Source organism: Algoriphagus sp., from assembly GCF_029254265.1.
Classification (GTDB): domain Bacteria; phylum Bacteroidota; class Bacteroidia; order Cytophagales; family Cyclobacteriaceae; genus Algoriphagus.
The window spans coordinates 1-26,293 of sequence record NZ_JAQWXX010000073.1; the positions used below are offsets into that span (position 1 = coordinate 1).

The 26,293-nt window shown below is 38.3% G+C and carries 24 protein-coding genes and 1 CRISPR repeat array; of the genes, 5 read left to right on the forward strand and 19 right to left on the reverse strand.

All coding sequences use genetic code 11. The annotated features are described in order from the left end of the window. Positions 1-176: 176 nt before the first annotated feature. Complete coding sequence (locus P8O16_RS10220; RefSeq protein ID WP_300314158.1) at positions 177-2,435, reverse strand: helix-turn-helix domain-containing protein; 2,259 nt, start codon at positions 2,433-2,435, stop codon at positions 177-179. Between the two features lie 103 nt (positions 2,436-2,538). Between P8O16_RS10220 and P8O16_RS10225 the strand changes: the two genes are divergently transcribed. Next, positions 2,539-3,171: an FMN-binding negative transcriptional regulator gene (locus P8O16_RS10225; protein WP_300314160.1), complete on the forward strand. Its 633-nt coding sequence runs from the start codon at positions 2,539-2,541 to the stop codon at positions 3,169-3,171. A 46-nt stretch (positions 3,172-3,217) separates the two neighbouring features. Here the strand turns inward: P8O16_RS10225 and P8O16_RS10230 are convergent, their stop codons facing one another. After that, positions 3,218-4,804, reverse strand: coding sequence for a hypothetical protein (locus tag P8O16_RS10230; RefSeq protein ID WP_300314162.1), 1,587 nt, complete (start codon positions 4,802-4,804; stop codon positions 3,218-3,220). A gap of 254 nt (positions 4,805-5,058) precedes the next feature. On the opposite strand from P8O16_RS10230, the gene P8O16_RS10235 reads away from it, so the two are divergent. Continuing rightward, the gene (locus P8O16_RS10235) at positions 5,059-5,868 is read left to right on the forward strand and encodes an endonuclease/exonuclease/phosphatase family protein (protein ID WP_300314165.1); all 810 of its coding nucleotides are present in this window, start codon (positions 5,059-5,061) and stop codon (positions 5,866-5,868) included. A gap of 16 nt (positions 5,869-5,884) precedes the next feature. On the opposite strand, the gene P8O16_RS10240 is transcribed toward P8O16_RS10235, so the two are convergent. From P8O16_RS10240 to P8O16_RS10280, 9 genes are all read right to left on the reverse strand, one after another. Beyond that, positions 5,885-7,270 (reverse strand): Gfo/Idh/MocA family oxidoreductase, encoded by a 1,386-nt coding sequence (locus P8O16_RS10240; RefSeq protein ID WP_300314168.1) that lies wholly within the window; start codon positions 7,268-7,270, stop codon positions 5,885-5,887. Between the two features lie 232 nt (positions 7,271-7,502). Beyond that, a complete protein-coding gene (locus P8O16_RS10245; RefSeq protein ID WP_300314171.1) occupies positions 7,503-7,931 on the reverse strand; it encodes a hypothetical protein in 429 nt (142 codons plus the stop codon). A gap of 351 nt (positions 7,932-8,282) precedes the next feature. After that, positions 8,283-9,010: a CRISPR direct-repeat array (repeat unit 46 nt; unit sequence GTTGTGAATTGCTTTCAAAATGTATCTTTCCAATGGAAATCACAGC). A 154-nt stretch (positions 9,011-9,164) separates the two neighbouring features. Further along, on the reverse strand, positions 9,165-9,512 hold the full coding sequence (gene cas2 / locus P8O16_RS10250; RefSeq protein ID WP_300314174.1) for a CRISPR-associated endonuclease Cas2: 348 nt from the start codon (positions 9,510-9,512) through the stop codon (positions 9,165-9,167). Next, entirely contained in the window at positions 9,505-9,939 is a 435-nt protein-coding gene (gene cas1 / locus P8O16_RS10255; RefSeq protein WP_300314177.1) for a type II CRISPR-associated endonuclease Cas1, read from the reverse strand. The genes cas2 and cas1 (P8O16_RS10255) overlap by 8 nt, the downstream gene beginning before the upstream one ends. A 134-nt stretch (positions 9,940-10,073) precedes the next feature. Continuing rightward, entirely contained in the window at positions 10,074-10,568 is a 495-nt protein-coding gene (gene cas1, locus P8O16_RS10260) for a type II CRISPR-associated endonuclease Cas1 (RefSeq protein WP_300314180.1), read from the reverse strand. Positions 10,569-10,643: 75 nt separating this feature from the next. Further along, positions 10,644-11,222 (reverse strand): transposase, encoded by a 579-nt coding sequence (locus P8O16_RS10265; protein WP_300314182.1) that lies wholly within the window; start codon positions 11,220-11,222, stop codon positions 10,644-10,646. Positions 11,223-11,225: 3 nt separating this feature from the next. Continuing rightward, positions 11,226-15,935, reverse strand: a complete 4,710-nt coding sequence (cas9, locus tag P8O16_RS10270; protein ID WP_300314184.1) for a type II CRISPR RNA-guided endonuclease Cas9 — start codon at positions 15,933-15,935, stop codon at positions 11,226-11,228. A 319-nt stretch (positions 15,936-16,254) separates the two neighbouring features. Further along, the gene (locus P8O16_RS10275) at positions 16,255-16,464 is read right to left on the reverse strand and encodes a DUF2892 domain-containing protein (RefSeq protein WP_300314187.1); all 210 of its coding nucleotides are present in this window, start codon (positions 16,462-16,464) and stop codon (positions 16,255-16,257) included. Positions 16,465-16,764: 300 nt separating this feature from the next. Beyond that, on the reverse strand, positions 16,765-17,178 hold the full coding sequence (locus tag P8O16_RS10280) for an XRE family transcriptional regulator (RefSeq protein ID WP_300314189.1): 414 nt from the start codon (positions 17,176-17,178) through the stop codon (positions 16,765-16,767). A gap of 273 nt (positions 17,179-17,451) precedes the next feature. On the opposite strand from P8O16_RS10280, the gene P8O16_RS10285 reads away from it, so the two are divergent. From P8O16_RS10285 to P8O16_RS10295, 3 genes are all read left to right on the forward strand, one after another. Next, a complete protein-coding gene (locus tag P8O16_RS10285) occupies positions 17,452-17,712 on the forward strand; it encodes a hypothetical protein (protein WP_300314192.1) in 261 nt (86 codons plus the stop codon). Further along, entirely contained in the window at positions 17,709-17,939 is a 231-nt protein-coding gene (locus P8O16_RS10290) for a hypothetical protein (protein WP_300314195.1), read from the forward strand. Before P8O16_RS10285 ends, P8O16_RS10290 begins: the two co-directional genes overlap by 4 nt. 192 nt (positions 17,940-18,131) lie before the next feature. Then, on the forward strand, positions 18,132-18,782 hold the full coding sequence (locus tag P8O16_RS10295) for a DUF6266 family protein (RefSeq protein ID WP_300314198.1): 651 nt from the start codon (positions 18,132-18,134) through the stop codon (positions 18,780-18,782). A 270-nt stretch (positions 18,783-19,052) separates the two neighbouring features. Here P8O16_RS10295 and P8O16_RS10300 read toward each other — a convergent pair whose 3' ends face one another. The 8 genes from P8O16_RS10300 to P8O16_RS10335 form a co-directional block, all read right to left on the reverse strand. Next, entirely contained in the window at positions 19,053-20,093 is a 1,041-nt protein-coding gene (locus P8O16_RS10300) for a hypothetical protein (RefSeq protein ID WP_300314200.1), read from the reverse strand. Further along, positions 20,090-21,217 (reverse strand): bifunctional alpha/beta hydrolase/OsmC family protein, encoded by a 1,128-nt coding sequence (locus P8O16_RS10305; protein ID WP_300314201.1) that lies wholly within the window; start codon positions 21,215-21,217, stop codon positions 20,090-20,092. Before P8O16_RS10305 ends, P8O16_RS10300 begins: the two co-directional genes overlap by 4 nt. 97 nt (positions 21,218-21,314) lie before the next feature. Further along, positions 21,315-22,067 (reverse strand): DUF6503 family protein, encoded by a 753-nt coding sequence (locus tag P8O16_RS10310; protein ID WP_300314203.1) that lies wholly within the window; start codon positions 22,065-22,067, stop codon positions 21,315-21,317. Between the two features lie 89 nt (positions 22,068-22,156). After that, positions 22,157-22,381, reverse strand: coding sequence for a hypothetical protein (locus tag P8O16_RS10315; RefSeq protein WP_300314206.1), 225 nt, complete (start codon positions 22,379-22,381; stop codon positions 22,157-22,159). Positions 22,382-22,390: 9 nt separating this feature from the next. Then, positions 22,391-23,122, reverse strand: a complete 732-nt coding sequence (locus tag P8O16_RS10320; protein WP_300314208.1) for a hypothetical protein — start codon at positions 23,120-23,122, stop codon at positions 22,391-22,393. Between the two features lie 84 nt (positions 23,123-23,206). After that, a complete protein-coding gene (locus P8O16_RS10325; protein WP_300314209.1) occupies positions 23,207-24,496 on the reverse strand; it encodes a glycosyltransferase 87 family protein in 1,290 nt (429 codons plus the stop codon). Positions 24,497-24,540: 44 nt separating this feature from the next. Further along, positions 24,541-25,419, reverse strand: a complete 879-nt coding sequence (locus P8O16_RS10330) for a hypothetical protein (protein WP_300314212.1) — start codon at positions 25,417-25,419, stop codon at positions 24,541-24,543. Positions 25,420-25,544: 125 nt separating this feature from the next. Continuing rightward, positions 25,545-26,237: a glycosyltransferase family 2 protein gene (locus tag P8O16_RS10335; protein WP_300314214.1), complete on the reverse strand. Its 693-nt coding sequence runs from the start codon at positions 26,235-26,237 to the stop codon at positions 25,545-25,547. Positions 26,238-26,293 lie beyond the last annotated feature (56 nt).

Below are 26,293 nucleotides of genomic sequence, written 5' to 3' on the forward strand. Positions count from 1 at the left end.
AGGCATCGAGCCCCTTGGAAGTTTACCCAAGAGAAGAACCTCTGGCTCATAATTGCCCGATGGAATTAAATAAATGTTGAACCAAACGGTCAACGCTATTTAGGGAAGTACAAAGTACAGCCTTCAGCTTTCTGATTTCTCACTTTAGACTTCTGATTTCCTTCCATTATCTCATATCAATCCAACTTATTACCAGCAAAAACCATCTTCAAAGTACCATAATCAAATTTACCCTGAAAGTGCTCTCGTAGGGCTGAAACGCTTTTAAAGCGATCAAACTGGGATTTTATTTCAGAGATCACCTCTTCAGGAAGACAATCGGAAAGTTCAATTCTTCCCAATGCGATTCCATCGGCGAGATGACTTTTGATAGTAGATTCCGCCAATTCGCGCTCCTCCGCAATTTGAGGAATGGTTTTTCCCATTTCGAAAAGTGCAAAAGTCAATTCTTGAGAATCTCCTTTCGCTCGTTTGGGCTTTGCCACACCGGTTTTCTTCTTGCCTGTTTTGGACTTTAGGTTGGTGATTTTTTCTGCAGCTTTTTCCTTAGCTCTATTAATAAACTGCATTCGCAATGCCAAAATTTCCTGATCGAGCTCCTCCATCTTCCCTGGCATATCGCCATTAAGAATGGCTTTAACTATCCGAGCCACTTTACTGATTTCAAGGTATTTTCGAAGCAACATTGCCTCCAGCGATTCTAATCCCTCTTGATATTTTTTGGTTTTACTGAAGAGTTCTACTTGACTTCTCAAGCCAATGACTTGTTGAATCTGATTGGCAATAATCTCACGATAATACTGACTTCCTTTGTCTAAGCGGTCTTGGAGTTTGGATTGATTTCCCTGATAAACCAACGCCAAAAGTTGTCTTCGAAAACGATCTGAGTTTTCTTTCTCAGATTGAAAGCGCTGCTGAATCGTTGGAATGGCCCCGCGCATTTCTTCATCTTCAAATTCCATACTGCTAGCTTGATCCTTTTGAAAGAATTCCAACTCTTTTTGTATCGGACTAAAATCAAACGTAGAATCTAAAATATGTGAAACATATTGACTTTGATATTGAATCAGAAGTTCCTCAAGTCGAGTTTGTTTTTTGGCACCGACTGAAAAATCTACCACCTTTCGATCTGAGTGAATCAAATCCGATTGAATCCGGCTTCGTAGCACCAATCCATCCAAACTCCTAAGCCTACTCAAGGCTACATATACTTGCCCAGGAGCGAACGCTTGCCCCACATCAATAATCGCACGATCAAAAGTCAGTCCCTGACTCTTATGAACTGTGACCGCCCAAGCTAATTTGATTGGAAATTGAGAAAAAGTACCCACCACTTCTTCATCCAGCTCCTTGGTCTCCGGGTTAATAATGTATTTCTTGTTTTCCCAAGTCTCTTTGCGAAGCTGGAATTCCTTTTCCGAATCTTGCATTCGTACAATCACTTCAGTCTTGGTAAGTTTAATGACTTTGGCAAGCTTTCCATTGAAGTACTCAGATTGACCCGAACTGTCATTTTTAACAAACATGATCTGAGCGCCTTCTCGCAACTCTATGGTCTTGGGCAAAGGAAAAAGTGATTCAGGAAAATCATCCTCCACATCAGCATCATAATAAAAAGAAGTGATGTTCAGCGCCTCAAGTTCTTTCTGATTAAGCTGATCAGCTTTGTAATTATGGGTGGTGATCGTGATACAGGGCGGTAAGTCTTTTACCTCATCGGCCGATCGATAATGAGCATTGAGCAACTTCACATCCTCTGCTGTCACTTCATTGTCTCGGAGATGATTCAAAACTCGTATAAACTCATCATCCTGTTGGCGGAATATTTTATCCAATTCCAAATACACCATCCCGGAATTTTGAAGAGCTTTTGCTTCAAAGAAATGCATACTTGGATAAAATTGCCTTAAAACCTCCCATTCTTGATCCCTAACGATCGGAGGCAGCTGGTACAAATCCCCAATCATCAAGACTTGAACACCTCCAAAAGGATCTCTATAATTCCCTTTGACGCTTCGCATCCGATAGTCGATCGCATCCAAAACATCTGCACGAAGCATACTGACCTCATCGATAACCAAAAGATCAACTGCTTTTAAGACATTCTTCCGAAGTTGATTTAAAGGATGTTTTCTGGCTAATGTATGCTGGGTAAAAAAGCCAAATTGGCTAGTGAAATTACCTTCTGGTTCCCTTACAGGAAGAAAACTCCCCAATGGAAGAAGAAATTGCGAATGAATTGTAACTCCTTTTGCATGCAATGCTGCAATACCAGTTGGTGCCAAAATCACATGACGCTTATGGGTTTTCCGAACGAGATCCCTTAAAAAAGTGGTTTTTCCTGTTCCTGCCTTCCCGGTCAAAAAAATTGGTGCACCAGTATTGTTGACAAATTTAGCTGCCAACTCTAACCGATCCGTTGATTCATTTTCCATACAACTAACTTACTAAAAAATTGAGTTTGAATTAAATTGAAATTGACTTTGAGCCCTTAATTTTCATAGTTTAGATCAAAATTAGAAAGAAGCCCCAAAAGCCATGTACATCCATCCGATTAATATCTGGGAGGACGAGCCTCAAATCATTGCATTTATCAGGCAAAATGCCTTTGGCACACTAGTCGCTCAGGTAAATCAACGTCCGCATGGAACTCATTTGCCATTTGTGTTAGACAAAAATTCAGATGGAAAAGCCATTCTTACCGGTCACATTGCAAGAGCAAATCCGCAATGGAAATCTATACCTGACCAATCTGAGGTCTTGGTGATGTTTCAAGGTCCGCATGCCTACATTTCGTCTTCATGGTACAATCATGAAAATGTTCCTACCTGGAATTATTTAGCTGTGCACGTCTATGGGAAAATTCGAATTATCGAAGGGGAGGAATTATTGGATCATCTAAAAACCCTAGTGAATATTTATGAAGAAGGCCGGCCTAACCGAGTGACTGTGGAAGGAATGAGTGATAATTACCTGCAGAGTCAGATTCGAGCTTTGGTAGGTTTTGAGATAGTCATTACTGAGGTGCAAGCTAGCGCAAAGCTTTCTCAGAATCGCGATGAAACCAATTATGATAACATTGTTGCTCAACTCTCAAAAAGCGAATTGGACCTAGATAAAAAAATAGCATCCGAAATGAAGGAATTTAAAAACAGAAAGAAGAAATCTTAAACTCCTTAAGACTTTTTTTCATTTCCGGGAATAAGATTGTTGCATTTCATTTTTGACTGAACAATTGAACCACATCACTTGGGACAATCTGAATTAACCCGTCTTTTGTACTTTCCCAAATCAGGTTGAAAGGCCCTCTAGAAATATTCCGCTTTGTTTGATATGCTGCTATTTTATACTTGGCAGAAGTAGGCATATTGCTTTTGGAAGTCAACATATTTGCCAATGTGGTATTCAACTTATTTTTAGAATGATCTTTCCCCAATATTTCCAATTTCAAATCCTCATAGTCAAAAGTTAGGTGATTGGAAGAGCTGAACCTGCTTCCTTCCATTTGTAAGTAAACTGAATGGACTTTCCCAGAGGAGACCTTAACATTTGCAATTCGCTCCAACAAATCATTTAATTCAGATAATTCAAAACCAGATATTCGAGCCTGAACGCTATATGAGCCCAAATCATAAGGCGACAAAATATCCAATTGTACAGGAGCTATCTCATTGAAAATTGCATTGGCTTGAATTTTTAAGTTCAAATCTTTTTGCAAAGAATCTGTTGATATCACATTGATAATCTCCGAGGTTAGATTTCCAAAATTAAAAACAATGGGACTGGACTGACCGGGAAGCAGCTCCCGATATACAACTTTTGAGTTACTGATACGAATGGTATCCAAGTAGATTGGGAAAGGAATTTGTTCAATCATTCCCTCAAAAAGTGGTTTTTCAGGCTCGTCAGGACGAGGTTTATTTTTATCCCGGTAATCATCAATTATCAAACTATCAAAGGCTGCCAGTCCTGCAATGATTTGCCAATTGCCATAAATACTGTTTTTCTCATCGATATAGCTTAAGGAAAGTGACTTCAACGCCAATTCGATAACATCACTTTGATAAACCATCGTCTTCACGGTTTCTTCCCAATCCTCGTATTTCAGAGTAATATCCTGAAACACGATTTTTTTAGCCTCTGAGTCAAACTCCATGGTACCGAGCTTGAAACTTTGTTTATTCGGCAGGTTCACCAAAAGGTTTTTTAGGCTTATCTGGATCGATTCCACCTGAAAGGGAACTAAATTCTGGACAATTACCGAATCTGATATTATTCCTTCTGCGGAGATATTTAGATCTGTGAAATGCGCGAAAGGTCTGATACTGTCTACTTGAACAAGAAATTCGGCGGTGCCATTTCTGAGTTCAAAATTACTAATCACCCCACGGGAAATAATATCCTGAAAAACCCCTTGAAGAGCTTCCGAGTTATCCTCAGGTCGACCTTGGACTTCCTTTTGAATCAGTCGAAATCCTGGCTCATCTAGCAAAACCCGATCAATTGTCAACTTGCGATTAAATAATAAATCCAAAAAACTCACACCGCTCAATTCAATGCTAATCAAAGAGCCACTTACTTTAGTGGAACTCGTCGAATCCAAAGGGACCAATCGAATTTTCTCAAGACTAACATTACCTTTTAAAAGGGTGACGGAAATATTTTCAAAAAGAAGATCATACTTTCTGGTTGGATTAGAATTTATTAATTGAGAAATCCTTTTTTCGAAATAAAGCTCCAAACCAAAAGCCAGTCCGGCAAGTAATCCAGCTAGTAGTAAAATCCCAACAAATAATTTTTTCATTGCTGAAAAATAGCTTAAACAATCGAATTATTAACCAATTGAATTTGACGAGGTCCCCTTCAATTTAAAGAATACTTATTGACCTAATAAGGAATATAATTTTAACTTTAAAAATGGGTTTAAGCCAAAATAGTCTCATACTTATCAATACTTAGCCCTTACCTCTGGAAAGAAATAGTTTAGGGAACAGGTTAAAATGAAATATGAATCGAGATTTCATCTTTTTTTTACTACTTGAGATCAGAAATATTAAAATGAAACAACTAATCCTTTTGAATTTTTTATTTGCTTTAAGTATCAATTTTACTGATGCTCAGCAGATAAGTGTAATATCCTACAACATCTACCACGGGGAAAATCCCACTCAACCAGGAAACCCTACCCTAGATTCCATTGCCGAATACCTTATTCGTTTGCAACCAGACGCCATTGCGCTACAAGAAGTGGATAGTATGACACTTCGCTCAGTGAATAGTTATGGTGAAAAAGTCGATCTGATCTCCAAACTCGCTATTAAAACAGGTTATAAAGGTTATTTCGGCAGATCAATGGCATTTGATGGCGGAGCTTATGGAAATGGAATTTTAAACAAAAAATCCAATGGCAAGGGCTATCATACGCTAGCCCTTCCAAATCCTGCCAATGGGGAGCCTAGAGGAATGGTATGGTCGCAACTTGAGCTGCAGAATTTATCAGAAATTTACATTGGGAATACGCATCTTGACCATGAATTTGAAGAAAATCGAATAGCCCAAGTCGATTCCTTATTCTCGTATGCCGAGTCCCTTCCACTCCCTGCTTTTGTCATGGGCGATTTTAACTTTGAGGAAGGTTCGGAAGCCTATAAGAGAATCCCAACCCATTGGAAAGATGCGGGAAGAGAAGCCGGTAATTATGAACCCACTTATCCAGGTACAGACGGTAAACGAATCGACTACCTTTTTTATGATTCGACTTATTTTCAACTCATTAGCTATGAGGTGATCCAGCTCCCCTATTCAGATCACTATGCCATTCTGGTTACGCTGGAATTGATTAAAAGAAAGAAAGATTCCGGAAACTAAATCTATTAATCGTCCTTTATCTTAAAGTAATCGGAACTGGCTTATTTGTTTTCCAATTTCCTGCAGTGAAATCAGGCACATCAATCGAATTCGATCTATTCATCACCGACCATTCACTCAATGGAGAAATACTGCTCCATAATGCAGCATCATAGACATCCTGATCCAGTGGAAGACCATTTCGAAGGCAATCGATCAGACGCCAATCCATCATAAAGTCCATGCCTCCATGACCTCCGACTTGCTTGGCTAGCTCACCCACTTTCTGGACAATCTCAGGCGTATACTTTTTTGTCAGTTCAGCCATTTCTTCCTCTTTCATCCAAGCATGGCCTTTAGACACTTTTTGCTCAGGATATTTCTGAGCATAGCCTTCGGTGCCACTGACCACATGAAGTCGAGAATACGGTCTTGGCGAGGTCACATCATGTTGGATCATGATTGACTTGCCCTGCTTGGTCTTCACGACAGTTGTATTCATATTGCCTCGATAGTTTTTTGAAGCGAATTCTGCCCAGAACATATCCTCTTTTGCCAACTTCTCTGCTTCTTTCTTCATCAAAAAATCATTGGAAGAGAGCGAGCTCAGGTAATCCATCTGATCTCCTCGGTTGATATTTAGAATCTGGCAGATTGGACCTAATCCATGGGTAGGATAAAGATTCCCATTTCGATAGTTTTCTTTTAGCCTCCACATATCTTGATAACCAGTATCCTTATCGAAATTCAGCCAAAGTAAATCGTGAATATAGGCACCTTCTACATGTACAACCTCCCCGAAAAATCCCTCACGGGCCATTTTCAAAGTCATCAATTCAAAAAAATCATAACAGCAGTTTTCCAACTGCATACAATGCTTTTTGGTACGCTCAGAAGTTTCTACCAATTGCCAACACTCGTCAAGTGTACGGGCAGCAGGGACTTCAGTTGCTGCATGCTTTCCAGCTTCCATAGCATAGACAGCCATTGGGGTATGCCACTCCCAAGGAGTAGCGATATAAATCAGATCCAGGTCTGTACGGTCACACATTTCCTTCCAGGAATAGACATTTCCAGAGTAGCCTTGAGGTTGGTGCGAAGTACCTTTTAACTGCTCTTTGGCTTTTTCCACTCGCTCCGGTAATAAATCACAAAGTGCTTTAATCTCTACTCCTTCGATTTTACTCAATCGATCTACAGCCCCAGGGCCGCGCATTCCCAATCCAACAATTCCTACACGTACAGTCTCCAACTTAGGAGCCGCAAATCCGGACATATTAAAAGATTGAATTCGATTGATTCCTCTGGCAGCTTGAGCAGGAAGTTTTTCCAGATCCATTCCAAAAGCCGATCCAGCTCCAAATAATCCAAGCCCCATCAGGCCAGTTGATTTCAAAAATTCGCGCCTTTTATTATTGTCCATGGTTTTTATGTTGAGTTTCTATGCTATAGCTAATTAAAAAAAAATAAAGGAAGATAGATAGCGAAATATAAAAAGTTCAACAATCTTCTTAAAAAAATTGACCTTAGACAGCATTCGAAATTCAAATTTTACCTGAAGTAATCGCGAAAAACACTTCTCTATATGACCACTACTGAAAACTGGTTGAAATATCATTTGGGGAGACTTTTTATATCTCCCCACGCTGATATTTTTAATTTAAGGGGATTGAAATGTGGACCGAGGGAATTGACTTTGGGATATTCCCTGCATACCTTAGGTTATTTAATGGCTGATTCTTAAAACTAATCTTTGCGGTTTTCTTGGCATTAGAGCTAGAACTGATAAAGAGAGGAACACTTCCCAATGCAGCCAAGCCTCCGACTACAAACATAGCACCTCCTATGCCAGCCTTGTTTTCCTCTGCGTCGGAAGCACCGAATAGTATGAAGTTTTCGTCAAAAAGGATAGCCCCTGTGACTGCCATGGCCACTCCTCCACCAAGGAGAATCCAAGCTGTGGTTTTTTGTTTACGGCTTTTTTCCAAATAGTTTTCCTTGGACATTTCTTGGGCGAAAGTTTGAGTGGAAAAACCCAACAGAAAAGCGGTAATCAAAACGGTCAAAATAAGTTTAGTTTTCATCGCTTTAATTTGTTTAAGTGAAAAATTTGAATTTTGATGAAAATTATATTTGAGATCTATGGAAAACCATAAATAAAAGCAGGTCTCTCAATGATTTTGATCATTTGTATTTAGGCTGATAATCTGGTCAAATTCAGGAAGGTCATTTCTTGAGTTAGAAAAATATTTTTTAACCCATACCCCTTCAAAACAAGCTGGGACTGATTTGGGAATCATTTAGGAAAATCCATTTAGCTACTGATTAGGGTATCCCTTCTAAAATTAAGACCAACTTTGGAGTGAATTGCTTTCAAAATGTATCTTTCCAATGGAAATCACAGCGTATCCTTCGTAGTTCCATTCCATAGGGATGTTGTGAATTGCTTTCAAAATGTATCTTTCCAATGGAAATCACAGCTGAAATTAATATGTGTCCAATAGCTTCTTTGTTGTGAATTGCTTTCAAAATGTATCTTTCCAATGGAAATCACAGCTCAGACTTTGATTCGCCACCACAATAAGCCGTTGTGAATTGCTTTCAAAATGTATCTTTCCAATGGAAATCACAGCATCAAAGAATACTTTTTGCTCATCCTCAGAGTTGTGAATTGCTTTCAAAATGTATCTTTCCAATGGAAATCACAGCTCATCTGCACAACATTTGCAAACGTATTCAGTTGTGAATTGCTTTCAAAATGTATCTTTCCAATGGAAATCACAGCGAGCTTTGTCGTCGTTGTGGATTAGGACTGGTTGTGAATTGCTTTCAAAATGTATCTTTCCAATGGAAATCACAGCTTAAGCAACTAAACGAAGAAACGAAATGATGTTGTGAATTGCTTTCAAAATGTATCTTTCCAATGGAAATCACAGCAAAATAATATCACGCCAATCCAAGCCAGCCGTTGTGAATTGCTTTCAAAATGTATCTTTCCAATGGAAATCACAGCTCTTGAGCTACGTTCACCTGTAAGAATCTGTTGTGAATTGCTTTCAAAATGTATCTTTCCAATGGAAATCACAGCGTCAAAAATTGGTATTGTATTTCTTTTTAGTTGTGAATTGCTTTCAAAATGTATCTTTCCAATGGAAATCACAGCATACCCCACGATAAGTGGCTGGTATGCTGTGATTTATCACCGTTTTTAGAAATCTAAAAAATGATGGTCTTTTACTCTCATTTTGGGTAGGTGTCGGTGTTTAACTTTTCCAAAGTTTCGAACTTTGGAAAAGTTTTTCTCTATCAACCCTAATTTAAAAAAGTTCCAGCTGCTGCACAGGAGCTTCTGTCTCCATAGGTTTCTTTCCATAGAAAACTTCCATCATTCCAAACTGCTTGTCCGTAATCTGCATGATTCCAACCTTACCTTTTGGAGGAAGATTGATCCGAACTCGCTTGCTATGCACTTCCGCATTTTCCCGACTGGCACAAAATCGCATGTAGATGGAAAACTGAAACATAGCAAATCCATCGTCCAACAATCTTTTGCGGAACTTACTGGCGATGCTTCGATCCTTTTTAGTATCGGTCGGCAGGTCAAAAAACACTAAGACCCACAAACTCCGATAGGCATTAAGTCTGGAATAATAGCTCTCATTCATATTCGGGGTAAATGATTTTTCTACTTAATCCTGCAAAGCATTCGTAGAGTGAATTGGTAGTTCGGCTAGCAGCCACCATCAAGGGACTCTTCTGCCCATCGATGATCACATCCAAGGCAGGAATGGTCAATAGCTCTCTTTTAAGATCTATGTTCAACTCATCATAGGAGTCTTCTGTAGCTACGATATGAGAAACTACCAAGTCCACGTACGGTCGATAGGGCTCCATAATATCATCAGCAAGGCAATAGGCATTATATTTATTATGATGCCAAATCCCTACGTTTGGAAGTAATCCAGAAGAAACTAATGCTCTTGCGATCACGGCGCGCAAGATAGCATAGCCATAGTTGAGCAAATTATTTGGTGGAATACCAGCTTGTCCCCTGTTGAAATCAGGAATATCAAATAAACTCGGATTATGCATTAGAATCTGTAATGAGAGTTCAAACCACAAGAAAATCAAGCATTTAGCGAATGAGGCATAGCACCGCTAAGGTGATTGAGCTAAATGCAGCAAAGCGGTTGATTTTGAAGCGGTTTGGGCTCGTAATAGGAAGCCTAATGCATATTTCGGGATAAACTCTGCCAGTAGATGGCAGCAGCTTGCGCCTCGTGGTTACTTGTGTCTCCTGAGTTTACATTTTTCGCCAGATACTCCATTCGCTTGCTCGACTTTCCTTTCTCCTTGAGCAATCCATGTTGATTGGTGATTTTGGCGGTAATGGTTTGTTGCCAAAGGTTTTTCTTTAGCGGCACACTGGCATCCAATTGCTTTCCAATCCGCTCTACCTGCTCTGTATGTCCATGCATAGGAAGTAAAAGTCCATCTGGAAGGTGCTGGGAATTGCAAGTTACGATGGCGACTTTCCGGTCAGTCAATTTCCCCAGTAATCCATTGGTGATGGTGATTTGCTGATCTTCCAAAACGATCATTCCCAGATCTTCTATTGCTACCGTACGACTTGGTTTATCATCCGTAAAAGTAATGACCAGTTGTTCATTTTTAGTGCTGAGATAGGCTGGATTGCCGAAAAATAGGGTTCGTTTGATCATAAATGATGTGTTATGGTATTTTATCAAACTTTTCCAAAGTTTTAAAACTTTGGAAAAGTTGTTTCACTCCAATGGTTATTCCATATCCTCACTCATAATTAGTTCTCTTTTGGATTGCAGCAGATAAGTTACATGCTGCCAGTTATCAAAGTAATTTAGGAAGTAGTTTCTCTCTAATTTTGAAGGATCTGCGGCTCTTTCATATCCATGAAAACACGACCATTTCCAATCTTTCAAGTCCTTCACAAACCCATGTTTAATAGGATTCAAATGGACATAAAGAAAAGTATCCTGCCATTGGGATTCTGTAAGAATGGGTTTTCGCTTAAAGTTTTTGATAAACAGACTTCCTTTTCTTTGGTATTTTTTGTTAAAAGATTGGGTATAGGAGCTAAAGAAATTGGAGAATTGTTTGGACACCAACTTTTCCAAAGTTTCGAACTTTGGAAAAGTTTTCACTAACTCCGCTTCCACTTTCACCCCAACTAAGAAATGGAAATGATTAGGCATCAAGCAATAGGCATAAGTTTCCACCACCCCTCCCAGATACTTCTCGTATTGCTGAAGAAAAAATCGATAGTTCTCCTGCTCACGGGAAATATTCTCTGTTCCGTTGGCGTGATTGAAAAATTGATAAGACTGGAGGTATTCCATTCTTTAGAATTTTGAAATATTACCTAACCTGTCAACTTTAAGTTTCCAACAAACAGATTTAATCTGGATACCATCTAGAGAATTTTGATTTTTAGATTGTGGACTACCTAAACCTAACTCATTCTGTATTGATACCTTAATTTTAGCTTTTTCTTGCTCTTTATATGACATATTAAATAATAAACTTGCAACGTTAGTAGGCACAAAATTCATGGTACTTCCACTTCCATCAGTAAATTTATAAATTCTGTTCATTTGCTCTTTGTTCATCATTGCAAAATCAACCAAATTTGGATTTTCCTTTTCTTCTTCTGTTGGTACATAAACCAAATCATTTGGAGACAAATGGAATAACAATAAATCTCCCTTCTCATTTCGCTCTGGAACAGAACTTAGCCCCTGTTTTTGCCTTTCTATTACAATATTCAATGGAATAGTGTCATAGGTTCGTTTTCCATTTTCATCTTGATAAATAGCAAAAAAGAGATTCGTGCCTTTTGCAGCTTCGACATACTTGCTGCCCTTATTTCCTTGAAGACCTACTGTAAATTTATTTCCCTTAGGTTCGTAGGTGCGAACTTTCGAAATCGGCTGATGAAACTTTCCCCCATTTAGAGCTTCAATATTTTTATTCATTTCTTCTATCCCTTCCGGTGAAAAAGCCAGCAATTGTGCAGAAATCACTTTTCCTTTCTCATCCAATCGGCCACTATATAGCTCTAGATGATTACGGAGTATTTTCTGAATCCCCGTGTCAGTGATAGACTCTATCTTCTTTTCATCAAAAGAATCATTTAAGGAAACTCGTGAAGCTACATTGTCATGCTCCCAATAGAATACTTCAACTCTTGAAATATCCTGCTCACCAAATAGATTATTCGCCTCTCGAAAATGTTTTGAGATTTTCTTTTTATCCAATCCTTCAGAGATTAGCCTTAGTAGCTCAGCTCTAAATTTCTTATCTACTACTTCCTGCACCGTTTCAAGTGCTTGATTCAATGAAACAGTCTTTACTTTTCTTAATTGAACAAGTCCTGAAACCGTATCTTTATGCATAGGCTTTCGTATAGCCCAATTTACTCCTTGTTGGGTGTGTACTTCTTTGACTTTTTCGCCATCCTTAATGGTCCATTTTTCATACTTATTAGTAGCCTTATTGATTACTCTCAGATTCTGCTTGAAGCTTACCACGATTTTAGAAAGTGCATCTTTGGCATCGATGGTGAAGCTTTCCCATGGCTTCAAAAAATCCCTTGGGACTTCTCGATCTATTTTTTCTTTCGTTTTGGGATGAGTATAAACTACGCGCTCGTATTTCCGAAGTTTCCGATTCAAATCAAACCGAGTGGCTGATTTAGCATGCTTGTTATTTAAGAGATTAACATGATCTCGGGTAGCGCAAGCGATAACCAATGCATCCATCGCATGATGGCGATGGTCAATACGCTTTTTTGAAAAACCTTTGGAAAGCTCCAGAGGCACAGTCGGTAAAAATTTCTGATGGTTTTCATTCCAAGCAGTGAACTGCGTTGAATTGATTAAGGAATTCATTCGCTCAAAACGAGGCAAAATCAATTCATTCCATACATCATTTAAGCCCCAGTCCTGCTTCAGTTCGTTGGTAATTTTACCATTCCCTGGTACTACATTTTTAGAATTAACCCCATCATCATTGCTATCAGACCTCACGATATTTGACAATATCAATGACACAAACTTGCTTAAATAGCGGGTGTCATTCATCTGTCGCTCAATCATTTTTTCAGGAATTTCCTCCATCAGAAGCTTATTCCGCTTCGAGCGATTCTTGGCATAGTGTTGCTTTACAAATTCCTCATAAGCTGCCACTTCAAATACCTCAACTTCCTTTCCCATCCCAATAGCTACCTTCTCTCCGTGATGATTTTTGATGAATTCCAAGCCAATTTGATTATCCTTAAGCTTATTTACAGCTGACTCACAAATTACTTTATTACTCAAACTATCATCAAAATAGCGGCTCTGAGGGATTATATGCTCTATTTCATATTCAGGAGTAAAGAGCTTATTCAATGGAATGGTTTTACCGGTATATGGCGAACAATATTTTTGCTCCAGCCATAATTTATATCGCTTCAGATCAGAACTGGAAGGCTGAGCGCTTTTACTTATTTTGAGAATATCTTCATCGATTTCAATATCGGAATTAAGCGCTCCCTCTTCATAAATTTTCAGGATCTCCTGTTGCATGGGTGAATAAGGGCGAACATTTTCAAACTTTAAATCCTCCTGCATTTCTACAAGCAAAGCCTTGATTCTAAGGTTAGTATTCTCATTTTCTAATACTTGCTTTGTTATTCGCTCCCTTTCGGCTGAGGTGTTTTTCATATCCCTACCCAACTCGACATGAATTTCACTAAAGAAATCTTTTGCACCTTTACCATAGTGAATCCAAATATCTTTAACCACCCGAAGAGTCTCTGTAATCACTTGCTCAACTATAGGATTTCGAAGAGAATGCTGTCTAAATTCCTGTAGGTAGTTTTCTAAATCATCTACCGAATTCCATTTACTTATGGCAGCAGCCTCTGAATGGCGTCCATACACAAGGTAGGTAGCTATATGAAGTCTTAACTTTTGAAATGAGGAAATTTCCCCGTCTAGAAACATTTTCAGTTCTTCGTACAGCTTGGTATTTACCTCCTTATTCCACTTCTCGCTTTCTTCGTTTTTTATTGAATTGATTTTTGAGTCTAGTTTTGAAAGGACAGATTCTATGTTTTTAAGATAAACTGGTGAATCACGAACGATATCACTTTCGTTCCAAAATTTACCGACACGCATCAAAGGCAAAAGTTTTTTAATTGCCTTTTCTGAATAAGACCCATATTCACTTTTGAAAGGTGGAAATCTTTTAAAGGCTTCAACAAAAGATTCTTGGTCAAGCTCATTCTTGATTGCAAAAGTCTTGAGTGCTTTCTCGAAATCGACTTTGTCTGTTACTGAATAGATGATATGCCAAAGCTGTTGTTCGATAGCTCTAGTCAAAAAATCAGCAGGAACACCATCCACCTTATCTAACTTGCTGCTGATAAGCGACCTAGTTTCATTACAAGGGTATTTCTTATCCGCTACAAAATTCCAACGATACTTTTCAACTTCGCTTGTTAACATTTTTCCTTTCAACCCATTCCGCTCGAGCAGGTATTTGAGCAAAGGTTTTTGCTCTATTTCTTTCCGTCCATTTAAAAATTCGAAAAGTCCCTCCCAATCTTCCATGGTGTTCAAAAATTGCTCGGTAATACTTGCCTCTTCGTCCAATTTGTAAATTGAGAGATTGTACATCCATTGCCAAATTCGAAACTCCTGATAATAAGGATTTGATTTTGGAATTGCTTTCAGTGCTTTATAAACCTGTTCTCCATTTTCATCCTTAAGCAATACGCCCTTTTCATCCTTCATTGGCCTTTTCTCTAAAGCGCAATTGGCAATGGATGACTTTTGACTTCGTAAGGGCCTCTGGTAAAAGATTATATCCTCCATAAAAAGATGCCCAAAGTTCTTTTTGCCCAGAAGTTCTTGGTGAGATTCATTATTGCGATAGAGCTCCCTCACGGCAGTATCATACAACTCCTCATCTTTCAATTCGGGATGGAACTCTACCTGCTTTTTCAAGATCTGTTTGAGTTCTTCTTTGTAAAATTTACGTTCGATGGTTCTAACCAATTTCCCTTTGATTTTTTGCTTTGGATTGAGCAATAAAGAGTCGTAGATAAAAGCACCAACAGTTTTATCTGAAGTTTCTATTTCCTGCTCAGTCTTCTTTTTAACTAAAGTCCAATCATTTTCACCAGGAGCCCTGAAACTTCTTTTTTCATTTCCTTCCTTATCAGTCTTTATTGTTCCATCATCATTTAGATTAGTCGTCACAATGAAATCTCGGCTCTTATCTTTCCAATCAAACAATGGAGTTTTACTAGACCTCCTGTATATCCATCCATTTTCCAGAATAAGTGAGTACCAAATATCTGCCTTCCCTTTTTGTGGTTCGTCTGCAAGCACATCCACAATTCTAAAAGAATGAAATTCGACTTTTTGATTTGGGTTTTCTTCCTCTTCCTCCCCTCTCAGCTGATAATATCCTCGTTTTTGATTGAAATTAAGAAGTATCCAAGCTAATTCCTCCTTGCTTATTTTAGAGGTTAAGGATTTCTTCCTAAGAAAGTAAATCGTCCAATCATAGGGTATAGAGGCCGCATCACCATTTTTATTCACCAGTAGCTGAGGCTGTGCTTTACGAAAGTCCTCCAGCATTTCCTGAAAAGATTCTTTGAACAGAAACTCATATTCATTCTTATTGCTCGATTCATTCCAGCTAGATTTATAAGCCAATTTTGGCTCTGAGTCCTCAATAAATTTCCCCAGACGTTTTTCAAAATCAATTTGGGAAGCGTAATGAGTGGGTAAAAATTCCAGCACATTTAAAACACGGTGTAAGCGCTCCCTTCTTAACAAGTGTCTTTCTTTCAGTCTCCTGACTCCTCTTAATCGAGTTCGTTCAGCAGTTTGGGAAATTGAGTTTCCTCTGCCAAATTCGCCCAAAATATCCTGAGACATCGGAATAATCCGACTTCCCATCCCTAGAATTTCGCCCTTTTTCTTCTCAAAATCCTGGTTAATCAAAGCCCATCCGATGGAGTTTGTCCCCAAATCCAAACCTAAAATATTTTTCATATTATTTTAAAAATTAAAGTTTAAGCCTATATTTAACCACATTTTGAAAGCAATTCACAATAAGGATTATTCCGTTGTGAAAACATCCAAGGCGGGGCAACTCGCCTTTTCTTTTTTTAACTCTCGTCACTAAAATATTAATAGAATTTTATATTCAAAAAAGATTTAAACTAATTTTCTTATAAACTTTTAAAGTTTTCTGACATTTGATGTCATTCAAGTAAAAAATCCGCTTTCAACCCTTTTCTAGTAGAGGATTGAACACAAAAAAACCGAAGGATTTCTCCTTCGGCTTGTTATTTTATCAGACTATGGACTGCTAAACCTCTCGGACCTTGCAGGTTTTTACACCTATCAATGAATAAAGTGGGCAATAGCCCAAAATTGTTGTTAATGTAAAAATTGCAGCAACAACTATTCCTATTAAGCCCAATGTTCCAGAAATTACTCCAGAAAAATACAATACCACTAAAACTGCTGCCACTACCAATCTGATTGTCCGGTCAGCATTTCCCATATTTTTTCTCATGACTTTTTGGTTTGGAGAATGATCAATTCACTTTTAATAATGAATAAACTTATAAATAATCAGACCATGATCTTATGATAAAAGTCAGTTAAATAATTGATTTTAAATTATCTAAACAATCTCCTAAACCGAAAATATTCAAAAAAATCTCACCTCTTATTCCAGCATAACGTATCCCATACTTCTAAATATGGAATCACACTTAACATTCTAGGAGAATTTTCAAACCTTTTTATATATTTCAAAAAAGTATGACAACAACGAGTCTTAATCCATTATTTTGAATAATAAAACGGATTTTTATTGCTTGCTTAATAATTTCTCAAATCTCGCTATCATTTCATCCTTTTCCTTGAGCATCCGCTCATATAAAGCAATTTTCTCTTCATGGAGATGGACAAGTTTATCAATAGGATGGAATGTTGGATGGTTATTGTAAATAAATCCAGTTGCACTATCGCTGGCATTAAATGTATTGGAAATCACATTAACTGCTTTTTCTTCATCAAAATTTTGAAAAGCTTCTACAGGAATTCTTAGGATCGAACCTAACTGTTTTAACAATTCCTCTTCCACCTCTTCTTTTTGCTCCAGCAGACTGATTTTTTTTTGTGACCAATCTGGCCCAAGTTCATGGGCTAGAGCATCCTGCTTGATGCCCATCATCTCTCTGAATCTCTTGATATTTCTGCCGTGGTGGATCTTCTTGTTCATAGTTTTGAATCTTTTGATTGAAAATAAGGATTTCCATTCATATACCTCAAACTAAGTTATTCCAATTCCCCCAAATCACCAAAAAGAGCCTTCCCCCATTTGAAAGATCTGTTATTGAATGTCGATTTCTGCATAATTAACATATGATTAATGAGCAAGCACCGAAAATATGGAGAATAAATTATTCCCAATAATTTCTAAATGACTCAATTTCAGAATTGGATACCTTTTGTTATCCTTTCAATTTGCTATGGTATCAAAAAACCAAAATTTATGTTAATCTTCCATCTAACAAATCTCAAAAACCCAGCAACCTCGAAAAGTGGAGAATATATCGTTAGTTACGATCAGGAATCCTCTAAAAAACAGGAATTCTTACTCCAAACCTTAGAAATCAATCGCAAACTTATTGCCGCTATTTTGCGAGAATGCGAATTGGATCACCAATGCGTTAAAGAACTGGATAATCTGATTCAGGAGTGCAAAATCTTAGAACTTACCACTTCCAATTCACTTAAAAATTCCAGTTTATGAATTCCTTATCTCCCAACTCAGGTGAAGAATTATTTGCCTGTCATGATCAGGAAACCATCCAACACTACCTCTGGGAAATGCAAAAAGGATGGGTCTGCTATATCAATCAACATGCAGAAGGAGCTGATTTGGCAGATAGACTTTACTTCTTCGAACTCCTTTGGAATTGGATTTCCGAGCAGATTCCTCCGACAGCAATCCAAAGTCAAGAGGAAGATAAAAAGTAAGTTTATTTAGGGTTTATAGAGGGATTTGTCAGGTTTTATTTAGGGTAAGTATTAATTAAACCTAACTGAACCCTATCTAAAACTTATCTTAGCTCTCTTGTTTTCGTTAAGTTAGATTGACTAACAGTTTGTTTCGTGTTTACTTTTTTCTAACTTAAGGTTATCGTTTTGAAACCCTTAACCTTTTAAGCCATGGCCACCTTATCTGATCAAAACCTTATTTTACCAAAGGGAAAACTTGGCAATCTAGTTTTCTATACCCTCAATGGCAAAACGGTGGTTCGCAGCAAGCCATCCGGTAATCATAAAAACAAATACAATCCCAGCCCACTTCAATTGATTCAGCGGGAAAAGCTGACTAACATTAATGGTTTTTTGAAGCCGATCAAGCAGGTCTTGGATTTTGGCTATCAGCAATTTCTAACCCAAAGTAAAAAGGGAATGCATTGGGCCTTTTCTGAACTCAGTGCAAAAGGCTATAATCATACTTTGGAGACTAAAGTCGATCCTTCCTTTCTAAAGATAAGCAAGGGAAATCTTTTGGGACCTGAAGATTCACAGCTAAGGTTAGAAGGCGGTACTATCCAAATCACCTGGAAAGACAATTCATTTGAAGGGAATGCCAGAGCAAATGATGAAGTCTCAGTGCTTTGCTACAATGTGGAAGAGAAAAGGTATAAATGGTTTCAAGGCTTGACCCGAAGAAATGCAATACAGGCGCAGGTTCCATTTAATATTGAGCTGGGGAGAGGATCATGGCATATTTATCTGACATTTGCTCAGGAAAACGCAAAAACAAGGCAATACCTTCTGGCTGATTCAGTGTATTTAGGAAAGCTTTAGCGAAGTCTAGCTAAAAAGATTTCACTACTTTCTTGATTTTTTTTGCTTAGCATTTGTAAGCAGTATATTTCAACACCATTGTCTGAGCATTCTCAAATAGCAAATTATGAATTCTGCCTCTTAAGAATGCTCCTGTATCCTACCCCACATCTATTTAATGTCTAATTAAAATCACAAGTAGGATGAAAATAGGTTAGATTGAATTCCTTTCTGTCATTTTTTTAGACTTTAGTTTTTTTTGTTAAAAAAAAAACCAAAACTACTTCTTAATCAATCTGCTAAAAAATATTCTGCCATCACCGCTTCTGCCGCTTTTCCTTGAGGGGTAAAATCTGGATTTCTACCATGTGCTTCAGGATACCACTTCCAGAAAAATACGCCAGCCATCCAGGATTTTTTCCAAGCTGTTTCAAAAAATGCCTTGTAGCAAAGCGCTTGGATTTCTTCTGAGAGCTGGATTTCCTTTCGCTCATTTGGCCAAACCCAAGGCTCAATCGCTGCATCCACTGTATTACAATAACCAATCTCTGTGAAGAATACAGGCTTATTATACTTCCTGACCACTTTTTCGATCCTTGGAATATGATTCTCCCAAGACTTTGTAAGTTCACTTAAACTTGGGTCATGCGACTTGGCAAGGGGAAAATAGGCTTGAATTCCAATATAATCCAGTTCATCCCAAAATTTGATTTGTTCAAACTCCGTGAAATTTGCAGCATAAACCAACTTACCTGAATAGACCTTTCGGACCTGAGCAATCACTTTTCGCCAATCACTTTCCCGATGGGAAGTCTTCTCTAACTCTGTACCGATACATAGCATCGGAAACCCTTGGGCCTCGGCAAGAATAGCATAATCCAAGATGAATCCACGGTAATTTTCAAACCAAAGTGACCAATCTTCCTCAGTCTTCATTTCAATCTCTCCCGGCCAACTGCCCCGCACCCAAAGATGTGGCTTGAGAATGTTCATCATACCCAAGGCAGAAGAAGAATCCAAGGTGGCCTTTAAACCATTGGAGGATTCACCCCACCACATTTTTTCATTGACAGTTTGCCATTTGATCTCAGGGGAATTTACAGCACTCTGCCATCCGAATGGAGTCTGTGAGATTGCATCAGCTCCGGTAGCTTTCAAAGCTTTCAGTTCAGGACCTTCAAGCGGTGATCGAGTCCCTACCCAACAGACTCCTTTCCATTTTTCTGTTGCAATTAGAAGTTCATTTTCAGGAATAAAAACCCAAGAAAAAAACAGCATCAACACCAAGCCCACGGAGCTGAACAAATAAGTGTTGATTCTTGGAGTTTTCATTTGGCTAGCATGGTTCGAATTTTAATTTCTTCCTGTAAGGTACGATGAACTGGGCATCGATTGGAAATTTCCAATAATTTCTGCCGCTGATCCTCATCCAAATCACCTTCCAGTTCGATGATGCGGGTAAACTGACTGACTTTTGCTCCGGGATCTTCAGAAGCTTTGCTATCATCCAAATGTACCTTATCATGATTCAAGTAGACTTGCACTTGTTTTAAAGGCCAGTCCTTTCGTTCTGAATACATTTTCAAAGTCATGGCAGTACAGCTTCCCAGCGATGCCATCAATAGATCATAGGGGGTAGGTCCGAGATTGGCTCCACCGACTTCAATGGGTTCATCTGCAAGAAGATGATGATGGGGAGTTTTGATCTCAGTAGTGTAGCCATCGCCGGCTAATCGGATTAGGACTTGATTTCCTTTCAGGTCGTTTAGCTTAGAATTTTCTGAAATCGCTACATAGCGAATACTCCAGGAAGAAATTACTTCTCCGATATATTGGCTATCGGCAGCATTGGAAAGCAAATGGTCTGCTCCATCCAAGGAAATAAAGCTTTTGGGATGGAATGCAGCCCCATAAATTTCAGCTGCATTTTCAATCCCCACAATTTGATCTTGTGGCGAATGAAAAATCAAAATAGACTTTCTAAGATTTTTAAGGAAACTAGTGATAGGTCTTTGCTCCAGATCCTCTAAAAAAGATTTATTTATTCGAAACGAGCGGCCTCCAATATTCACTTTTGCAGACCCGTTTTTTTCCACTTCCTCCAAGTCACTTTCAAATAAATGCTTGACATGAGCAGGAAAAGCCGGCGCTGCAATGGTAACTACAGCCTGAACTGAGTCAAGTAGTCTTGCGACATACAATACTGCAGAACCTCCCAGCGAATGACCTACCAACATTTTTGGAGCTTCATAATTTTTCTCCAAAAAAGCAGCAGCATCACTCAAATCCGAAATATTGGCGCTGAACGAACTATCTTGAAACTCTCCCTCACTCCTTCCCAGTCCTGTGAAATCAAAACTTAATACAGCTATTCCCTGCTGGGATAGCGAGCTACAAATCTGGGTTACCGCAGAAAAATTCTTTGTACAGGTAAAAACAATGGGCAAAGAGCGCATAAAATTTAGGAGCCTTATCCAAAGGCAAGTACAGATTTGCGGCAAGGCTAAGCCCTTTTTGATTCTCAAATTTTAAGGGTTTAGGATTCATAGCCGATTATTTCTGCAAAGGTCTCACTTCAATATTCTCAAGAATGATCTCTGAAAGTAACTCTAAATCTCCTGAAACATACAAATCTTGCATTTTTTCTACTGGAGTATTTTTATCTTCTGGCTTGAAATTCAGGTAGTTTTGAAAGCGAATCCCTCCCACTTCAATCACATCCGTCACTTCTCTAAGTCTTACCCCTCCACCATCGGTATTGTAACTGTAAGCGATGTAATCAATGAATTTATCATCTTTCCCAATCCAGTATAAAAACTCATCATCGAAATCATCCCCTCCTCCTTCTTGCTGAAAAGTAACCTTTATCAAATCGTATATTTTGTCTTTTAGAGTAGTTTCTCCCAGATATTCCTTGATCACCGAAGAATCGTTCAAGCCATATGGCAGAAACGCAAAGTATGCGACAGAATTGACAGATCTGGAATATTTACCGATCCATTCTTGGTCTAGCGTATCGATTTTGGTGCCGTTTACGGTTCGCAGGAAACCTGTATTATTCAAGACATCTTTTACATTTCCTGTCGAATCAGAAAACTCTCGGATATACTCAAACTCACTTTCAGTTTTATAAATGGTGTAGTGAATATTTCTAAAATCAAACTCAATCAAAGAGTTTGAGAAGGCTTCTCCACCATGTGCTTCAATAGATTCATCCACAATCTTTTCAGCTTCAGTCCTTGAGTCACAAGAGTAATAAACTAAACCTAAGACAATAATTAATAATAAGCTGTATTTCTTCTGCATGGGTATTTTCTTTTATGGCAATCCTAAATGAGGCTAGTTAATTTATATTCTTTGCATTCTTAAACCGAAGACAAAAGATCGAAACCAAACTAAATTAGGGAGTTACCCTGATTTAGATTGGGTAATTTCTTCCCAGGGGTAAAAGCGATTATATTTTTCTTTTTATGATTATCTGATTTCTTACCTGTAGCATGGTTGAACTGTCTAAAAGCTCGATTGAATTTCAGTTTAGGCAAACTTCGGTCTTCAGTCATCCGTCTTCCAGCCCTAAAACCAATGGAAACATCCTTACCAGTGTAATTGCCGAGATACATTTTTTCCTTTTATTCAAAAATCAATTCGTAATCATAATAGCGATATTCTGCTCTCAAAAACAGTTTTTCGCCTTTTTCATTCACTCTGAAACTTTCTCTGGTGCCATGCAAAAGCATTCCACTGCTTTCATCATAACTCAGATTATAGATTAGACTTCGGTGATCTTTGAGTTGCACTTCGTTGCCAATCATCAGGTGAGTGATCGGGTCAAAATAATACCACCATGTATCCGATTCAGGTCCATAATCAACGAGGATCACATCAACCGTAGTTCCATTTTCAAGTATTTTTTGTTGCTGTAGCGAAAGCTTTGGGCCATCGTCGAGAAGCTTCCATGGTTGAGCAAGCGCATAAAAGGCAGCATCCAAATCTTTCTTCTTTTTAGCTAAAAAATCAGAATTCAAAACCTCATTCCCACCCATTAGATACTTCATTTTGCTACCATCCCAACTCGAAACATGAGCTACACTATCTTTTGTCCAAGTAATTTTCCCCTCGAAATACGGCTTAATTCGATACTCATTTAATTGGTCGGTTTCAGATTCAATAGACCCATCTTCATTTAATAGTCGGGTCCATTTTTTAAATTTTATAGCTGAAAGGTTCTCCCAGGAATTATCTTTTTCATGGGCAATTATGCTTTTTTGAAGAAATTCTCTGGCTTGCTTCTCAGGACTAGGCGTGCATGAACCGATTAGCAAAGCGATTGAGAAAAAACACCACACAAAATTATTTTTCATCTGTTTATAATTTGTTTTTCAACGGTCATATGGAATGCCCTGTATAATCATCCCCTTTGTGTGAGAACTTTTCTCATGGGCATTTCATAGGACCAAATTAGAATTTCTTTTTTGACTAAAGTAATCCAAATAAATCCCTGAGCCTACCAATCCATATTCCATCAGGAGGAAAAATGGATTCTCACTATAATCAGTATTTCCATAAGCTTGATAAGAGAAAATTGCGGCAAAACTCCAAATCAAGAATACTTTTCGCTCTGTCAACAAGCTTAATCCTAAAGCTGGAAGAATATACCATGGATGAACCACCGGCTGAAAAATCAAATAAATCAGGTAAATCAAGACCCACAAATCGACTAATTCCAGATTGGAATTGGGTCTTTTTTTCCAGGAAAAATAAAGAATCTTTATCAAGGTGATCCCGCTTAATCCTTTGGTTAATGTATCAATTGTATTATAACCTTTGATCCAAAAACCTACTTCCCGAAGGAGGTAGTAAATTGATGCATTGAACTCAAATTTACCTTGATAGAGTTTTAGGCTTTGGAAGAAATTGATCCATGACTGATCAATCAAAAGCCAAACAAAACTCAAGGCAAAAGCCAAAAAAGCTCCGATCCAAAAAGTGTATGATTTATTCGTTTTTTCAAAAGCTAAAAAAGAAGAAAAAAGCATCAACGGTAGTAGTTTCATTCCAATTGAGATCCCCCAAAAAAATCCTGATTTGGCCAAACTTTTGGTTATCAAAAAATAAAAACTGCCAATTAAAAACAGGAGCACCAAGCCCTCGAAATGCAAATTGTTCGAGATTTCTAAGATAACTAAGGGATTCAACCAATAGAATATCAGCTTATTAATTGGAATACTCGAAAGCAGAAAAATTCTAAGAAAAACAAAAAAAACGCCTATTTCTCCTAGGATTAAAATGGCTTTTAGAGTCATTACCCCATTCCATACAAAACCATAAGATGATGCTGCTCCAATGTAAAACAAAGCCTGATTCAGTGGTGGATAGACCGAATAATAATCAGGGGAATTCAAATTATCAAAAAGCTGATTCCGGAAGGCATTGTCAGTGACCATACCTAATTCTTCCAGTTGCGAAGGGGTCTTCAAATACGGATTTATACCATTGTGAATTAAATCCCCATCCCATAGAAACCTTAGGTAATCCTCCGACCAATTTGGAGCTGCAAATAACAAGGAAATTCTTAGGATCAGGCCTGCAAAGAAAATCCATTTCCAATTTACAGTTGGAGAAAATGATTTCCCAAGAAATAACATCCCCGCAAAAACTATGGCAAAAAGAGTAAAAAGTATTGTGAAATCAGCTCTCGGAACCCAATAGCCTAAAGCCATGATTCCTAATAACATCAAGAACCAAATTATGAAGTTCAGGCCATTTCTAAGAGGTGGTCTCAAAAGCTTAAACTTTCACGTAAAACTTCATCTTCCAGTCCATTCTTAGTCCAATAATCAAGCATTTGAACCCGCTTTCTCACTGCTGAGGTGACTTCCTTTTGACCGTCCTTTGTTATCTGAATTTCTTGCCAGGAAAGAATCTCATAAGGAAAAGCAGTTTGATAGCGAATCACCAGCGTCCTACCTAATTCAGGATAGTTCAAATCTAGCTCCTCCTGAGCAGATCCAAAAGCTTTTTTGGTGATCACAGCCTCCTCGACATTTAGTGGAATATGAGAGAAGCGCTGATAAATCAAACTCGGAATTAGTCTAGTCTCGCCTTCAGAAATCAAAGCGGGATTTAATCTAATCAGATTAAATAACTCATCCTCAGATTTACCGCTCAGCTTAAACTCCTGATCTCCTTCGGATTCGAAATAGGAAAAAATCTGAGTTTGATAGCCGTTATTTTTCCAATTCATCTGAGCAAAAGACTGGCCGCACCATTCAGTCATTGAGGCTGTTAATTTGGGGGAATTTATCTCCTCATAAACTGGTGTAAAAACCGAGAGCATTGTATGGTATGGATAAACTCCTGTTAAAAACTCCCGAGTCATATTGAGTTTTAGGACTTTTTGAGCATCAGCTCCAGAACTACCAGGGTTATCTAATTTGACTTGCTTCCGCTTCGAAAAATCCTCTGTAACAAAAATCATCACAGCTTTACCTTCTCGGACTTCGCCATATCGTGATTGCTTTAGCTCAAACACATTGATTTCTGCTTTTCCTTGGTACCAATACCCAGCAAACTGTTCTTCCAGTACCCCTTCCCGTCCTGAAGGACTACAGGAAAAAAGGAGAACTATGAGAAATAAAGAAAAGAGATTCGACTTCATAAAATTAAGTTTTCGCAGTTTCCCGCAATTTGAAATAAGGTCACTTCGGACATCGGGCTTATAAGCTGTTAACTAGAATATTTTCACAGCGAATTAAAATTTTGAATATTCAAATACGGCTTCCTTTACCAATATTTAAAAATCGTAAAAATAATCTTGTATCCCGCTCCGAATACGCCTTTTACAGTACCGCTGACTTTTGAAACACCAATTCTTTTTCGATAGTTTACCGGTACTTCTGTATAGCGGAGTCCTGCCTTATGAGCCTTGATTTGCATCTCGATAGTCCAACCAAAATTTTGATCAACCATATTCAAGTTCAACAAGTCTTGCCATACTATCGCTCGAAAAGGCCCTAAATCTGAGAAATTAGCCCCTTGCATGTATCGCATCATGGTAGTCGCAAGCCAGTTTCCAAAAACCTGAGGCAAGGTCATCGATCCCGATTCTCGCTCACCCAGCGCTCTGGAACCAATCACCATTTCGGCTTTTTCTTCTAAAATGGGCTGAATGAGGTCTAGCAATTCTTCTGGATAGTCACTGTAGTCTCCATCCAAAAATACAACGATATTTGGTTGGACCGACTGCTTTTTAATCCAGTCCATTGCCGTGAGGCATGCTTTACCATAACCTTTTTGAGGTTCGAATACTACCTGAGCCCCAGCTGCTGCCGCTGCTTCGGCAGTTCTGTCCGAAGAATTATTATTGGCTACTACGATATGTCTAACCAAATCCGGGATTTCAGCAATTACTTTAGGGATTGACTTTTCCTCGTTATAGGCAGGAATAATGACATCAATAATTGGGTTGTTTTTCATATGATTATAATTTGATTATTATAGGCCATATGGAATCTCGCAGCACTTAATCATCC

Excerpts from the sequence above, each read along its gene's own strand:
- P8O16_RS10220 (WP_300314158.1), bottom strand. The coding sequence starts at position 2,435 with ATGGAAAATGAATCAACGGATCGGTTAGAGTTGGCAGCTAAATTTGTC.
- P8O16_RS10225 (WP_300314160.1), top strand. The coding sequence starts at position 2,539 with ATGTACATCCATCCGATTAATATCTGGGAGGACGAGCCTCAAATCATT.
- P8O16_RS10230 (WP_300314162.1), bottom strand. The coding sequence starts at position 4,804 with ATGAAAAAATTATTTGTTGGGATTTTACTACTAGCTGGATTACTTGCC.
- P8O16_RS10235 (WP_300314165.1), top strand. The coding sequence starts at position 5,059 with ATGAAACAACTAATCCTTTTGAATTTTTTATTTGCTTTAAGTATCAAT.
- P8O16_RS10240 (WP_300314168.1), bottom strand. The coding sequence starts at position 7,270 with ATGGACAATAATAAAAGGCGCGAATTTTTGAAATCAACTGGCCTGATG.
- P8O16_RS10245 (WP_300314171.1), bottom strand. The coding sequence starts at position 7,931 with ATGAAAACTAAACTTATTTTGACCGTTTTGATTACCGCTTTTCTGTTG.
- cas2 (WP_300314174.1), bottom strand. The coding sequence starts at position 9,512 with ATGAATGAGAGCTATTATTCCAGACTTAATGCCTATCGGAGTTTGTGG.
- cas1 (WP_300314177.1), bottom strand. The coding sequence starts at position 9,939 with ATGCATAATCCGAGTTTATTTGATATTCCTGATTTCAACAGGGGACAA.
- cas1 (WP_300314180.1), bottom strand. The coding sequence starts at position 10,568 with ATGATCAAACGAACCCTATTTTTCGGCAATCCAGCCTATCTCAGCACT.
- P8O16_RS10265 (WP_300314182.1), bottom strand. The coding sequence starts at position 11,222 with ATGGAATACCTCCAGTCTTATCAATTTTTCAATCACGCCAACGGAACA.
- cas9 (WP_300314184.1), bottom strand. The coding sequence starts at position 15,935 with ATGAAAAATATTTTAGGTTTGGATTTGGGGACAAACTCCATCGGATGG.
- P8O16_RS10275 (WP_300314187.1), bottom strand. The coding sequence starts at position 16,464 with ATGAGAAAAAATATGGGAAATGCTGACCGGACAATCAGATTGGTAGTG.
- P8O16_RS10280 (WP_300314189.1), bottom strand. The coding sequence starts at position 17,178 with ATGAACAAGAAGATCCACCACGGCAGAAATATCAAGAGATTCAGAGAG.
- P8O16_RS10285 (WP_300314192.1), top strand. The coding sequence starts at position 17,452 with ATGTTAATCTTCCATCTAACAAATCTCAAAAACCCAGCAACCTCGAAA.
- P8O16_RS10290 (WP_300314195.1), top strand. The coding sequence starts at position 17,709 with ATGAATTCCTTATCTCCCAACTCAGGTGAAGAATTATTTGCCTGTCAT.
- P8O16_RS10295 (WP_300314198.1), top strand. The coding sequence starts at position 18,132 with ATGGCCACCTTATCTGATCAAAACCTTATTTTACCAAAGGGAAAACTT.
- P8O16_RS10300 (WP_300314200.1), bottom strand. The coding sequence starts at position 20,093 with ATGAAAACTCCAAGAATCAACACTTATTTGTTCAGCTCCGTGGGCTTG.
- P8O16_RS10305 (WP_300314201.1), bottom strand. The coding sequence starts at position 21,217 with ATGCGCTCTTTGCCCATTGTTTTTACCTGTACAAAGAATTTTTCTGCG.
- P8O16_RS10310 (WP_300314203.1), bottom strand. The coding sequence starts at position 22,067 with ATGCAGAAGAAATACAGCTTATTATTAATTATTGTCTTAGGTTTAGTT.
- P8O16_RS10315 (WP_300314206.1), bottom strand. The coding sequence starts at position 22,381 with ATGTATCTCGGCAATTACACTGGTAAGGATGTTTCCATTGGTTTTAGG.
- P8O16_RS10320 (WP_300314208.1), bottom strand. The coding sequence starts at position 23,122 with ATGAAAAATAATTTTGTGTGGTGTTTTTTCTCAATCGCTTTGCTAATC.
- P8O16_RS10325 (WP_300314209.1), bottom strand. The coding sequence starts at position 24,496 with ATGTTATTAGGAATCATGGCTTTAGGCTATTGGGTTCCGAGAGCTGAT.
- P8O16_RS10330 (WP_300314212.1), bottom strand. The coding sequence starts at position 25,419 with ATGAAGTCGAATCTCTTTTCTTTATTTCTCATAGTTCTCCTTTTTTCC.
- P8O16_RS10335 (WP_300314214.1), bottom strand. The coding sequence starts at position 26,237 with ATGAAAAACAACCCAATTATTGATGTCATTATTCCTGCCTATAACGAG.